13 protein-coding genes and 1 pseudogene are annotated in these 13,116 nt (G+C 44.0%); 5 read left to right on the forward strand and 9 right to left on the reverse strand.

Annotated elements, in window-relative coordinates; all coding sequences use genetic code 11:
• Window positions 1-66 precede the first annotated feature (66 nt).
• Window positions 67-192, forward strand: a complete 126-nt coding sequence (locus SPUTW3181_RS22250) for a hypothetical protein (RefSeq protein ID WP_264636512.1) — start codon at window positions 67-69, stop codon at window positions 190-192.
• A gap of 142 nt (window positions 193-334) precedes the next feature.
• Entirely contained in the window at window positions 335-1,615 is a 1,281-nt protein-coding gene (locus SPUTW3181_RS17235; RefSeq protein WP_011790577.1) for an ATP-binding protein, read from the forward strand.
• A 212-nt stretch (window positions 1,616-1,827) separates the two neighbouring features.
• On the opposite strand, the gene nqrF is transcribed toward SPUTW3181_RS17235, so the two are convergent.
• The 6 genes from nqrF to SPUTW3181_RS17265 all read right to left on the reverse strand — a co-directional run bounded on the left by nqrF (window position 1,828) and on the right by SPUTW3181_RS17265 (window position 7,744).
• Window positions 1,828-3,045, reverse strand: a complete 1,218-nt coding sequence (nqrF, locus tag SPUTW3181_RS17240) for an NADH:ubiquinone reductase (Na(+)-transporting) subunit F (RefSeq protein WP_014609952.1) — start codon at window positions 3,043-3,045, stop codon at window positions 1,828-1,830.
• A gap of 77 nt (window positions 3,046-3,122) precedes the next feature.
• On the reverse strand, window positions 3,123-3,731 hold the full coding sequence (gene nqrE, locus SPUTW3181_RS17245; RefSeq protein ID WP_011790579.1) for an NADH:ubiquinone reductase (Na(+)-transporting) subunit E: 609 nt from the start codon (window positions 3,729-3,731) through the stop codon (window positions 3,123-3,125).
• Window positions 3,732-3,740: 9 nt separating this feature from the next.
• Window positions 3,741-4,361, reverse strand: a complete 621-nt coding sequence (locus SPUTW3181_RS17250; RefSeq protein ID WP_011790580.1) for an NADH:ubiquinone reductase (Na(+)-transporting) subunit D — start codon at window positions 4,359-4,361, stop codon at window positions 3,741-3,743.
• A complete protein-coding gene (locus SPUTW3181_RS17255; protein WP_011790581.1) occupies window positions 4,358-5,152 on the reverse strand; it encodes a Na(+)-translocating NADH-quinone reductase subunit C in 795 nt (264 codons plus the stop codon). The genes SPUTW3181_RS17250 and SPUTW3181_RS17255 overlap by 4 nt, the downstream gene beginning before the upstream one ends.
• Window positions 5,142-6,374: an NADH:ubiquinone reductase (Na(+)-transporting) subunit B gene (locus tag SPUTW3181_RS17260; protein WP_011790582.1), complete on the reverse strand. Its 1,233-nt coding sequence runs from the start codon at window positions 6,372-6,374 to the stop codon at window positions 5,142-5,144. Before SPUTW3181_RS17260 ends, SPUTW3181_RS17255 begins: the two co-directional genes overlap by 11 nt.
• Window positions 6,374-7,744, reverse strand: a complete 1,371-nt coding sequence (locus tag SPUTW3181_RS17265) for a Na(+)-translocating NADH-quinone reductase subunit A (protein ID WP_011790583.1) — start codon at window positions 7,742-7,744, stop codon at window positions 6,374-6,376. The genes SPUTW3181_RS17260 and SPUTW3181_RS17265 overlap by 1 nt, the downstream gene beginning before the upstream one ends.
• A 454-nt stretch (window positions 7,745-8,198) precedes the next feature.
• Here SPUTW3181_RS17265 and SPUTW3181_RS17270 point away from each other — a divergent pair, with 454 nt between their 5' ends.
• The 3 genes from SPUTW3181_RS17270 to SPUTW3181_RS17280 all read left to right on the forward strand — a co-directional run bounded on the left by SPUTW3181_RS17270 (window position 8,199) and on the right by SPUTW3181_RS17280 (window position 10,726).
• A complete protein-coding gene (locus SPUTW3181_RS17270) occupies window positions 8,199-9,239 on the forward strand; it encodes an NADP(H)-dependent aldo-keto reductase (protein ID WP_011790584.1) in 1,041 nt (346 codons plus the stop codon).
• A gap of 233 nt (window positions 9,240-9,472) precedes the next feature.
• Window positions 9,473-10,246, forward strand: a complete 774-nt coding sequence (ompV, locus tag SPUTW3181_RS17275; RefSeq protein ID WP_011790585.1) for an outer membrane protein OmpV — start codon at window positions 9,473-9,475, stop codon at window positions 10,244-10,246.
• 21 nt (window positions 10,247-10,267) lie between these two features.
• Window positions 10,268-10,726 carry a CC0125/CC1285 family lipoprotein gene (locus SPUTW3181_RS17280; RefSeq protein ID WP_011790586.1) on the forward strand — a complete coding sequence of 153 codons (459 nt, stop codon included), beginning with the start codon at window positions 10,268-10,270 and terminating at the stop codon, window positions 10,724-10,726.
• Between the two features lie 115 nt (window positions 10,727-10,841).
• On the opposite strand, the gene SPUTW3181_RS17285 is transcribed toward SPUTW3181_RS17280, so the two are convergent.
• The 3 genes and pseudogenes from SPUTW3181_RS17285 to SPUTW3181_RS17295 all read right to left on the reverse strand — a co-directional run bounded on the left by SPUTW3181_RS17285 (window position 10,842) and on the right by SPUTW3181_RS17295 (window position 13,116).
• Complete coding sequence (locus SPUTW3181_RS17285) at window positions 10,842-12,137, reverse strand: ATP-binding protein (RefSeq protein WP_011790587.1); 1,296 nt, start codon at window positions 12,135-12,137, stop codon at window positions 10,842-10,844.
• A 5-nt stretch (window positions 12,138-12,142) separates the two neighbouring features.
• A pseudogene (locus SPUTW3181_RS17290) lies at window positions 12,143-12,379 on the reverse strand (winged helix-turn-helix domain-containing protein); the annotation flags it as partial.
• Between the two features lie 41 nt (window positions 12,380-12,420).
• Window positions 12,421-13,116 carry a response regulator transcription factor gene (locus tag SPUTW3181_RS17295; RefSeq protein ID WP_011790589.1) on the reverse strand — a complete coding sequence of 232 codons (696 nt, stop codon included), beginning with the start codon at window positions 13,114-13,116 and terminating at the stop codon, window positions 12,421-12,423.

The raw sequence follows: 13,116 nt of genomic DNA on the forward strand, positions 1-13,116 counted from the left end.
AATACGAAGCTAAATTCAAGGAAGGCGTTCAGGAATATATTGATGAAACAGTTGAGGAGATCAACAATGATAGCTCTCATTCAAGCCATTTTAGCCATTTTAGCCATTTTAGCCATTTTAGCCATTTTAGCCATTTTAGCCATTTTAGCCAGAGTAGGTTGTTGGCAAACTGAAAGTGCATTATGTTGTTGATCTAAAATGGATGACCAGATTTTTTTATACATTATTATTTTATTTTTGTGGTGGGTTTCGTAGTCAAGGTGTATTTCATTATTAATTTCTTGATAAAAATTAAATTTCTTGATTATCAATGAGTCTGTTGGGATGTGAAAATATGGATGCTGTAATTCGTAGAGAGAAGCTAATAGAAAAATCTAAAGTAAGAGAAGTATTTACACCATTTTCTCCTGTTCATAAAAGCGAATTACTATCAGGGCGTGAAGCTGAAATATTAAGTGTCATCTCAAGTATTAACACACCAGGTCAGCATGCATTAATCTATGGTAATAGGGGTATTGGTAAAAGCTCTCTTGCAAATGTAATAGCTGAGATAGCAAAAGACGCCCTAAACTATTCTGTCTATATAAAAAAATGCTCTACGGATGATTCGTTTATGAGCATAATTTCTGAAGTATTAGAAAAAGTTGTGATTGATGTACGTTGTGCAGAATCAGTTCAAGAACATTCTGAAACCTCTGGAGCTAAGATAGGCGTTGCATTATTTGGGTTAAATATTGGTTCCAATAAGAAAAAAACTGAGAGAATTAGCCATGATATGCAATTTTCATCACCATCTTGGACAGCTAAGGCTCTGAAAGATAAACGTTCGCTTCTAATTATTGACGAAGCGGATGTTCTCAATGGCGAACATGAAAAATTAAAGCTGGCAGAATTTATCAAACATTTGAGTGACTATGAATCATTGCTCAAAGTTCTAGTTGTCGGAATTAGCAGTACTGGTAGGGATTTAATCTGCAACCATAGGTCTGTTGAACGATGTGTACATGAAGTTTCATTACAACCTATTGGAGTAATGGCTCTGAAAAGTATTGTAGAAAAAGGTGCAGATAAACTAGGTCTATTTTTTGATAATGATGTTATTGATGACATTGTCGATGTAAGTGGTGGATACCCACATTTTGTTCACTTAATTGCATTGAAGTGTGCTGAAGAGGCAATTTTTGAGGGAGTTAAACAGGTTGTTTCTGCTGACCTTAATAAGGCATTAATTTCTGCCGCAAAAGTATCAGAAGGTAGTTTGAAAAGATCATATGAAGAAGCTATCAAGAAAAATACTGAAAATTCAAAGAAAGTTTTACTCGCAGCTTCATTGTGCCACCCTAAGGGTTTTCTAGTTTCCGAATTAGTTGAAATGGTAAATGAAGCAATCGATCCTGCGTTAGGAAAAAGTACAATTACAAGTTGTCTTTCTCGCTGGATTAAAAATAGTGAGCTTAACGTGATCGTTAAAATTGAGAGAGGCCACTATAGGTTTTCTGACCCTAGGTTTATGAGTTATGTAAAGATGATTAGTGGCTTTACTTATGATAAAGGGTCGGTGGTCGCGGACATACTTAAACATGAATTCTCCAAGCGTTATGTATCAGACCATTGAAACGAATAGCTTCTAATTACGTGACATAGACATAGATGGTTTATTCTAATTTTCTTGTGCCAGATTTAAGACTTTTCTCTCTGTATCTAAAACAAAACTCGCGTTCAGTTGCCTTAACGCGAGTTTTTAGTTTCAAGCTTTAATCTCTCATTGCAGTTCTGATTCAACCGCAGCTTTAATTTCAAGCCTTAACCTAAGCTTTAACTTAAGTGTTAATCACCAAAGTCATCGAGTAGAATATTTTCTGGCTCAACGCCTAGGCTTTCAAGCATCTTAATCACTGAAGAGTTCATGATTGGAGGCCCACACATATAGTACTCACAATCCTCTGGCGCTTTATGATTTTTAAGATAATTCTCATAAATCACATTATGGATAAAGCCAGTATAACCCGTCCAATTATCCTCGGGCAATGGCTCTGATAACGCCACATGCCAAACGAAGTTGTCATTCTCGGCCGCTAAAGCATCAAAATCTGCTTGGTAAAACACTTCACGGGTTGAGCGTGCACCGTACCAGAAGCTCATTTTACGTTTGGTTTTCTTGCTTTTAAGTTGATCGAAAATATGTGAGCGCATCGGCGCCATGCCCGCACCGCCGCCGATAAACACCATTTCCGCATCGGTTTCTTTCACAAAGAACTCACCAAATGGGCCTGAAATCGTCACTTTATCGCCGGCTTTAAGATTAAAGATATAGGACGACATCTTACCCGCTGGTACATTGGCCGATGGTGGTGTCGCAATCCGCACGTTCAACATAATGCGGCCCTTTTCATCGGGATAGTTGGCCATAGAGTAGGCACGCAACACATCCTCATTCACGGTAGAAACGATGTCAAACAAACCGTATTTATCCCAATCACCGCGGTATTTTTCAGGAATATCAAAGTCGGCGTATTTCACCACATGGGCAGGCGCTTCAATCTGAATATACCCTCCCGCTTTAAAGTGAACATCTTCACCTTCGGGCAATTTAAGCAGCAATTCTTTGATAAAGGTGGCTTTGTTATCGTTAGAAATCACTTCACACTGCCACTTTTTCACCCCAAAGATTTCTTCGTCAAGCTCAAGCTCCATATCAGTTTTCACCGCGACTTGGCAGGCAAGACGACAACCTTCTTTAGCCTCTTTTTTGGTAATATGGCCCATCTCAGTCGGTAAGATATCACCACCGCCGGATTTGATTTTCACTCGGCACTGACCACAAGTTCCGCCACCACCACAGGCAGACGGAATAAAAATACTTTGACTCGCTAAGGCGCCCAGTAGCTTGTCGCCCGCTGCAACTTTAATGCTTCTTTCGGCATCATCATTGATGCCGATTGTCACTTCACCACTTGTGACTAATTTCTTTTTGGCGATAAGGATCACTATCACCAACAAACAGACCACTAGCGTGAACATGCCTATGCCAATTGCCATTTCCATCGTATAACCCTTTTCTAGCTCTTTTCTAAAAAGAATGTGGTTTCACTTTCTCAGCTAATGGCTCGCCTACAGTATCTTTAAAGCGAGATCCCTGAGAAAGACATAAACCCAAGTGCCATCAAGCCTGTCGTAATAAAGGTGATGCCAATGCCTTGTAACCCTTCAGGGATTGCATGAAATTTCATTCTTTCACGCAGCCCCGCTAGCATCACAATCGCCAGCGCCCAACCAAGGCCTGAGCCCATGGCAAATACGGCCGATTCGGTAAAGTTGTAATCACGGTTTGCCATAAAAATCACCCCTGCAAAAATCGCACAGTTTACGGTGAGAAGTGGCAAGAAGATCCCGAGCGAGTCATACAGGCTAGGAATGTACTTATCCAAAAACATTTCTAAGATTTGCACTAAAGCGGCGATCACACCGATAAACGTGATTAATTGCAGATAGCTTAAATCAATCGTCGCGAGCCCCGCCCAAGACAGTGCGCCGGGTGCTAGCACTTTGACATAAATCAGTTGATTTAACGGGACGGCCAAGGTCATCACCACAATCACTGCAACGCCTAAACCAAAAGCAGTAGACACCTTTTTAGAAACTGCCAAGAAAGTACACATGCCCAAAAAGAACGACAGCGCCATGTTGTCAATAAAAGCGGCCTGCAAAAATAGATTAATATAGTGTTCCATATCTGCTCCTTAACCCCGTTTCCGCTGGATCACATTAATAGTCCAGATCAGCGCACCGATCAGGAAGAAGGCGCTCGGTGGTAACTTAAACATTTCGTTCGGCAAATACCAACCGCCGTTTTCGATGGTGGTAAACACGCTATGACCAAATAAATTACCCGTGCCAAAGAGTTCACGTACAAAAGCGACACTTAATAAAACCAAGCCATAACCCATTGCATTACCTAAAGCGTCGACAATCGCCAAGTGCGGTGGATACTTCATCGCAAAGGCTTCTGCACGGCCCATAATGATGCAGTTAGTAATAATTAACCCAACAAATACAGATAGTTGCTTAGATAATTCATAGGCTATATCTTGCAAAACCATATCAACAATAATCACTAAAGAAGCAATAACCGTCATCTGGGCAATAATGCGCACACTGTTGGGAATAAAACTACGGATGGTCGAAATAATCAGGTTAGAGAACACCAATACAAAGGTCACCGCCAGTGTCATCACTAGGGCCGTTTGCATTGAGTTACTGACGGCTAAGGCAGAACATACGCCAAGCACTTGCATAGCAACAGGGTTATTGGCAAACACTGGCCCCGTTAACATGTCACGCATGGATAAAGTATTGCTCATTTTTCACCCCCAAACTCACCTTGCACCGCTGACGTCTTTAACTGGTTAAAGAAGGTCTGGAAACCCTCAACACCAAACCAAAACTCCATTGCACGCTGCACACCTCGGCCAGTCATGGTCGCGCCACTTACCGCATCCACACCGTGAACATCGCCTTCTTTAACGCCACCTTTTACAAGACGTATCGCAAATTTGCCTTTTTCATCAAATAATTGCTTATTCTTCCATTGGTTTAACCAAGCAGGATCCGTCACAAAGTCACCAATTCCAGGTGTTTCACCGTGCTCGTACACGACGAGCCCTTTAATGGTGTTGAAATCGGGTTCAACTGCCACATAACCGTAGATCATCGACCATAGTCCTTTACCGTAGAAGGGCACGACTACGCTGGATAATTTGCCGCTGTCATCGAACACTTTAAATACTCGGGCATCGTTCGCACGGGTTTTAATCTTGGCGATATCTTTTTTCGGCGTACTTGAGGTCTCAGGATTGATGGCGGCCATACGCTCGTCAAAATCAAGCACGTTAGCGTCAGAATCCACCTTACCTGTGTCTAGATTGATCAATAACGGTTTAACCGATTTAGCAAAAATCTCTCTAAACTCATTACCTTGGCCTAAGTTAACATCGGCAGCCATCAGCACATAACGCTGCACTTCGTCACGTTTTTTCGCTAATTTGCGCTCTTTCAATATGCCTGCGGTACCAGTGATCATAAAGGAACACAAAAGGCAGAGCGTAATGGTGAAGATCATGGTCCCCACCACTGTATCTTTCTTAAATACCATGACGTTTTAATCTCCGTTTGATGTTGGCGCGGGCCACCAGATAATCGAACAACGGCGCCCAAAGGTTGGCAAACAGAATCGCTAACATCACGCCCTCTGCCATTTTGGGGTTCGCGACACGGATAAGCACAGTCATAAACCCAATCAAGGCACCGTAAATATATTTGCCTGGACGAGTGTAAGAAGTCGTTACGGGGTCAGTCGCCATAAACATCATCGCCAACGCAAAACCACCCGTCACAAGATGCCAAGTCCATGGCATTGCCATCATTTGGTTGCTGTTAGAACCAATCAAATTACACAGGCTTGCGGTGGCTATCATGCCAAGCATTACACCAGCAACAATACGCCAATCGGCTAAACGGCTGATCAGCAGGAATGCCCCGCCGATTAAAATCGCTAAGGTGCTGGTTTCACCAATGGCACCCACGGTAAAACCAAAAAAGTTGTTCCACCAGTTAGGATCGCTAAAGGCGCTAAACCAAGAGTAATCGGCAAAACTCAGTTTGCCCGCTGCGGTTTGTGCCAGCGCCGTTGCGCCGGCAAAACCATCAACGGCCACTAACTGTTTTACGGTAGACACTTCAGATGGATAGGCAAAGTAAATAAAGGCAAGGCCCGCCAGTGCAGGGTTTAGGAAGTTATATCCCATACCACCAAATAGCTCCTTAGCCACAACAACACCGAAGCAAATCCCCATGGCCACCAGCCATAGTGGTGTTGATACGGGTAAGATTAAGGTGAACAATAGCGCTGTCACGAAGAAGCCTTCGTGTAATTCTTGACCACGAACCCGCGCAAACACTACTTCCCAAAATAAACTGGTTAGCAATGCGGTGAGATAGATGGGTAAATAGAAACTTAGGCCATAGAGAAATAAGCCCACCACCCCAGTTTGCTCGCTTAACCCTCCTGAAAGGCTATTAAAGATAATAAGCTTCCAAGTATCAGGTGTGGTTAATCCTGTAGAGAGCGCAATCTGAGCCTGTAAGCCTACGTTATATAAACCAAATAAAATGGCAGGTAGTAAACAAAGGCCGACTAAGGTCATAGTACGTTTTACGTCAATTGCGTCACGTACATGTACTTGCCCCTTAGTGCTGCGACCACTGGCAATAACCAATGAGCGCAAAAAGCCTTTCATCGACTTACCCGTTGCGTAGTACTCTTGTTGTAAATCTGGGGCGTCCTGTAAATCAGGTTTTTTAACTTGCTTGGTCATTAACCTTCCCTCTCAATAACATCTAGACAGGCACGCAATTCTTTACCAAAGTCATATTTGCCGGGACATACAAAGGTACATAACGCCAAATCTTCTTCATCTAACTCTAATGCACCTAATGCCTGCGCCTCATCGGTATCACGCACCACTAAGTCGCGAACCAGTAAAGTAGGCAAAATATCCAGCGGCATCACGCGATCTAATTGACCAAAGGCCATCATCGCACGCTGTGAGCCACCTTGATGGGTCGTAAACTCAAACCGTTTAGAAGCACCAAATAATCGAGAGGTGACAGCCCGAGTGATAGAGAATTTATCCGAACCACCACGAACCCAAGGGAGCACTTGATGCTGTGCATCTTCTGCCAATACTGACACTTGGTTATGGAATCGGCCTAAAAAGTCATGTACACCCGCAGCAGTATGGCCAGATAACACAGAGCCTGATACCACACGGTTATTACCGGGTTTAATCTCATCAGCTACAAGCACGCTTAACTCAGCACCAAGCTGAGTCCGCAGTAAACGTGGATTCAGTACGCTTGGGCCACCTAAGGCGATGATGCGGTCGGTATACAACTCACCGGTTTGGAATAACTTGCCGTAGGCAATCACATCCTGATAGCCGATATGCCATACCTGACGCTCTAAGCTCACAGGTAAAGTGAAGTGGATATGGGTACCCGCTAGCCCCGCTGGATGCACACCTGTAAAACGGCGAATTTCAAGATTGGGTGAAACATCACAGGCAATGGCATCACCCTTATCCTGACATAGATAAACCTTGCCTTCGGTTAAGCGAGTCAACACCTGTAAGCCAGTTTTAAAGGCTTCAAGCTGTTCTGCAATAATCAAACGGGGATCGGCGGCAAGTGGATTAGTATCTATTGCGGTGACAAATATACCTGCAGGCTGGCTATCTAAGGCTGGCACTCTTGAAAAAGGACGGGTGCGAAGCGCTGTCCATAGACCACTGCTCACGAGTTGATCTTGAACGACTTGGCGCGATAACGAGATCACATCAGGGAGAATATCAAAACGGATCTGCTCATTTACATCTAATCCATCGCAACCAATCACTACGGATTGCAGCACTCGGCGATCCCCGCGATTAATCGCGACAATTTCACCACTGGCGGGGGCGGTAAATAAGACTCCCTTTGTTTTTTTATCTTCAAACAAAGGTTGGCCCTTTTTGACCTTATCGCCGACCTCAACCAACATAGTCGGTTTTAAGCCAACATATTCCTCGCCCAGTATGGCCACTTGGGATGGCTTATTACCGGATTCGATGATCTGCCTAGGCTCGCCCGCTATCGGCAAGTCGAGGCCTTTTTTGATCGTTATTATTTGGTTTGAAAAATCTGCCATCACAAATATCAACCATAAAAAATTTTTAGATACTTTAGGGTACAGGTTTGTTAACAAAGAATCCGATATTGGCGTCACATTCCTCGGCAAATTCGTAAGTTAGATACGTAAATTTAAATGATTGCGTGACGCAGATTCACATCCAGCCCCAATGCAAGCCCTGAAATGTAGTTTTATAACAACTCGTACATAAATACAGTATTGCTGTTTTAGTCATCACTAAGATTCTCATAAATAAGCAAAAATTGAGATTTCAGCACAATTTAATGACAAAAGGACGAAAACTGACACTCAAAGAACAAACTTCAACCAATGGTATGCATTAACCTAGGTAAACACGGCTCTGCTTGTTGGCTATTTTTAGCGCACTAACATTTCAACCTATGGTTTAACCTTTGCTTTACAGCAAAAGCTTGGTAGCCTCAAACTAAGAGAGTTTCCGTAGGAGAAATAGATGGAATACAGACGCATACCGCATTCTAATCTTGAAGTCAGTAAAATTTGTTTAGGCACTATGACTTGGGGCGAACAAAATACCCAAGCCGAAGCGTTTGCACAGCTAGACTACGCCATAGGAAATGGCATTAATTTCATCGACACCGCAGAAATGTATCCCGTACCACCTAAGCCAGAAACCCAGGGGGAAACCGAGCGTATCCTTGGGCAATATATCAAGGCCCGCGGTAACCGAGACGACCTCGTTATCGCCACTAAAATTGCTGCACCGGGTGGTAAAAGTGATTACATTCGCAAAAATATGGCGCTGGACTGGAACAACATCCATCAAGCGGTTGACGCCTCTTTAGCACGCCTCCAAATAGACACTATCGACCTTTATCAACTCCATTGGCCTGACCGTAATACTAACTTTTTTGGTGAACTGTTTTACGACGAGCAAGATCATGAGCATCAAACCCCGATCCTCGAAACCTTAGAAGCGCTCGCCGAAGTGATCCGCCAAGGTAAAGTACGCTATATAGGAGTGTCGAACGAAACGCCATGGGGTTTAATGAAGTACCTGCAACTCGCCGAAAAACACGGCTTGCCGCGTATTGTAAGTGTGCAAAATCCCTATAACTTGCTTAATCGCAGTTTTGAAGTCGGCATGAGCGAAATCAGCCACCGTGAAGAATTGCCACTACTTGCCTATTCGCCGCTGGCCTTTGGTGCCTTGACGGGAAAATATTGCAACGACCAATGGCCTGAAGGCGCGCGCCTGACCTTGTTTAAGCGTTTCGCCCGCTATACTGGTTCACAAATGGCACTGGATGCCACAAAGGCCTATGTCGATTTGGCCCGCGAGTTCAAACTCACACCCGCCCAAATGGCGTTAGCTTTTGTTAACTCACGTAAGTTTGTCGGCTCCAATATCATAGGCGCCACCGACTTGTATCAACTGAAAGAAAATATCGACAGTTTAAAAGTTACCTTATCGCCAGAGCTATTAGTGCGATTAAACCAACTGTCCGATCAATTTAGATTACCCTGCCCTTAGTCAGATAAAGTGAGCGGAATGCTAGAGGAGTAGCATCAGGAAAATGTGCCTGATGCTACTGATTGACATTAATGTTCTTGCATTCCCTAACACTACTTTCCTGCACACTATTCCTCTGTTTAGCAAAGTGCCATTGATAACCTTTTCTAGGTTACATTCGGATACAGAGTCCTATTCATATCTGAAATATAGTGTCGCCACAGTCACTAGACAGATGTCATAAGGATCTAAAAATGAAAAAACTTTGCTTTGTAATCACAACCATTTTGATGTCAAGCCATGCCCTTGCTGAAGGCAATACCTACATACGCAACGGTAATATTTATAGCCATCAGGATCAGTTTTTTGCGGGTGCAGGAGTTGCAACAGGCAGTAAGTTCTATAAGGGTCAAGATCACCAAACTGGTGCCTACCTCAATGGCGGCTACCACGGTGAAGACTTTAACGCCGATCTGTCCGGCATCAACTACCGTTTTTTAGGCAATAACGATAGTACCGTCAATTTCAGCGTTTTTATGGTCGCGAATCCCGGCTTTGATGCCGATGATGCCGATATTTTAACGGGCATGAAGGATCGCAAATTCAGTGGTGATTTGGGGTTAAACGCCGACCTTCATTTAGGAAATGGCACGCTATCATCCAAATTCCAACACGATGTAACGGGTGTCTATAATGGTTTTCAGGCTGATATCACCTATTACCATCCAATCAATCTTGGCTTCGGTGATCTGGTGCCTTATGCGGGTGTGCACTATTTCAGTAAAGATTTTGCAAACTACTACACAGGTGTGACGTCATCTGAAGCAACGGCGTTTCGCCCTGCCTATCAAGCCGACGGTACCTTTGCATATAAGCTAGGTTACGCTTTGGTTATCCCAGTCACTAAACATTTAGATATCACTCAAACCACTGGTTACTCGCACATAGGTGCCAATATGGCTGACTCTCCGCTAATAGACAGTAACAACCAGTGGGTTACCACCCTTGGCGTGACCTATAGCTTCTAAACCACTTTATGAGACAAGATCATGATACTCATCAGAAAAATGTTTATATGTACCGGGCTAGCTCTGATGCTTTCAGCTTGTGCCACGTCCTACGATACCGAAAAACACTTTTGGTCTTTCGGTAAAGGGTTTGAAACCGTACAAATTGCATCCGATAGCTGGCAGATTAGCTTTGTTGGCAATACCAACACTGACCGCGCATTGGCTCGTAAATACGTTATGCGTAAATCGGCCGAGTTATGTAAACAGGCGGGTTATGCCTATTTTACATTCACTCGCGAACAAACGGATCGTGATGCAGTGGGTCAGTTCGGTGTGGGAAAAAACAGCCGTGATGACATCATGTGGGGAACGTCGACGATGAATCAAGAAACGTCTGTCATGGTCGAAGTCACAGGTTTACCTAGCAAACCCGAAAATGCGAGTTCCCGCATCTACGAGACAGATTACATACTTAGCCATATCAATGTGAAAAGTTAATTGCTCGTAGATCTCGGATAACGAATGGATAGCTAAAAAGTGCATCAGTTTACATACTTGCTGATGCACTTTTTTATTAATAATATCAGCAACATTTATACATATATTCAGCGAGTCAATTATTCCTCAATGTAAACCTCAATGACATACGAGCACCACCCAAGTCAGGAGAGCGGCCAATACACAATTTGGACCCCATCCAACAACCAATTCTATCGACAATCGCCAAGCCCATACCATGACCGGAATTTCCGCGACTGTGCTGACCACGCACAAAAGGTTTAATCACTTGAGTAGATTCCTGTTCATCTATGCCAGGGCCATCATCGTCAACGTGTAACCACCCAATCCCATCTTCCAATGCCAACATCAGCCGGATGTTGGCACGACCAAAACGCAGCGCATTATTGAGTAAATTGTTCACCTGCATTGATAAATACTTAGGATCTGTTTTGATGTTCAGCGGAGTTGGGCTGGTAATGAGTTCCACTGAAAATCCTGGATATACTTGGCCTTGATACTTTTCCAACAACCAAGTATTAAGCTCAATAGGCTGCCAATCAGGTTGGATATTCGCCTCATCAAGGCGGGCATAACTGAGCAGTGTCATCACCAAGTCTTCCATTGTGTCCAGATCGCGGTTCAATCGTTGGAAATACTTCACCCTAAGCTGTTCGCTTTGGGTTTCTTCTAACGCCGCAATACCAAATCTGAGCCGTGCTATTGGCGTTTTTAAATCATGGGAAACTGCCCGGCTAAGCAATTTATTGTCATCGATCAATTGTTGAATACGATCGGCCATGCGATTAAATTCACTTTCAATTGCACCTATGTACGATGTTTTACTGACAGGAATTCGCTGCTGTAGCTCCCCCATACCAAATGCTTGAGTCGCTTTACTGAGATTAACCAGTTGGCGGATTAAAGGAGACACCCACACCAACAAAATCACCACCACACCGCCATAAAAAAGCATGGTATACAGCTTATTCGCGTTAAAACTCACATCGGCGGGCGTCACTATCTGGGTATTGATATTCAGCACCTGACCCGTTTTAGGCAATAAATAATGCAAAGAGATGCCATCATCGGACTCCAGCAGTAATGATTCCCCTGAATAAAACTCTGTCTTTAGGGCTGAGGGTAAGACGAAATCCGCCTCATTCACCAAAGACAATTGATCTGCATTTCGCTGATTCCAGTTATCTATAAACGCATTATTGGGCAAGGGATCATTATCTAACGTCTGTGCCAGTGAACCGCCCAGTAGCTTTAATGCCGCAAGGTGAGTTGCTGGACTAGGCGTTTTATTATCAGAATCAACAAGTGTTGCAAACTCACTTATCGACCAACCTAAACTCGCAATGGCGACTAGCACCACCAGCACGAGCGAAGCCATCAACTTCTTCATAACGCTTACTCAACCTCATCGCGGCAAAATAAATATCCCTTGCCACGAATGGTTTTGACTTTATAGGGCTGACTCAACGCATCCTGCAATTTCTTGCGTAAGCGTGATATACGGATATCAATCGAACGATCCAAACCATCGTATTCAATGCCCCGCAGTTGAGCCACCAACTCATTGCGACTCACTATCGTGCCCGCTTTCAATGCGAGCAGCCACAAGACATCAAACTCATTGGCATTCAGCACCACCAGCACGAGCGAAGCCATCAACTTCTTCATAACGCTTACTCAACCTCATCGCGGCAAAATAAATATCCCTTGCCACGAATGGTTTTGACTTTATAGGGCTGACTCAACGCATCCTGCAATTTCTTGCGTAAGCGTGATATACGGATATCAATCGAACGATCCAAACCATCGTATTCAATGCCCCGCAGTTGAGCCACCAACTCATTGCGACTCACTATCGTGCCCGCTTTCAATGCGAGCAGCCACAAGACATCAAACTCATTGGCATTCAAATCCAGCGGCTGTTTATCAATAGTGACTGATTTTGCCGTCGCATTTAACACTAAAGAATCAAACACTAATTGCAGCTTTTGTTCCTCATCACCCACGCGGCGTAATAGGGCTTTTATTCGCGCCAACAATACCTGTGGCCGGATCGGTTTCGTCAGGTAATCATCAGCCCCAGCATCTAACCCGCGGATTTCATCGCCGTCCTCAACGCAAGCCGTCATAAATAAAATAGGCCCTGCATAAAATGCCCTAGCCTCTTTACACACATCGAAACCATTTTTAACGGGCATCATCACGTCGAGTAGCACTAAGTCAGGTGTCTCATCGGCTATCATCTCTAAGGCAAAGTCGCCTTGGCTGGCAACCGTCACCTCGTAACCGTGATCCAGTAAATAATCACTGATCCACTCTGCCAGAGAGGTATCGTCTTCTACGACTAAGATGTGCTTGGCAACTGACAT

Source organism: Shewanella sp. W3-18-1 (genome assembly GCF_000015185.1).
Lineage (GTDB): Bacteria > Pseudomonadota > Gammaproteobacteria > Enterobacterales > Shewanellaceae > Shewanella > Shewanella putrefaciens.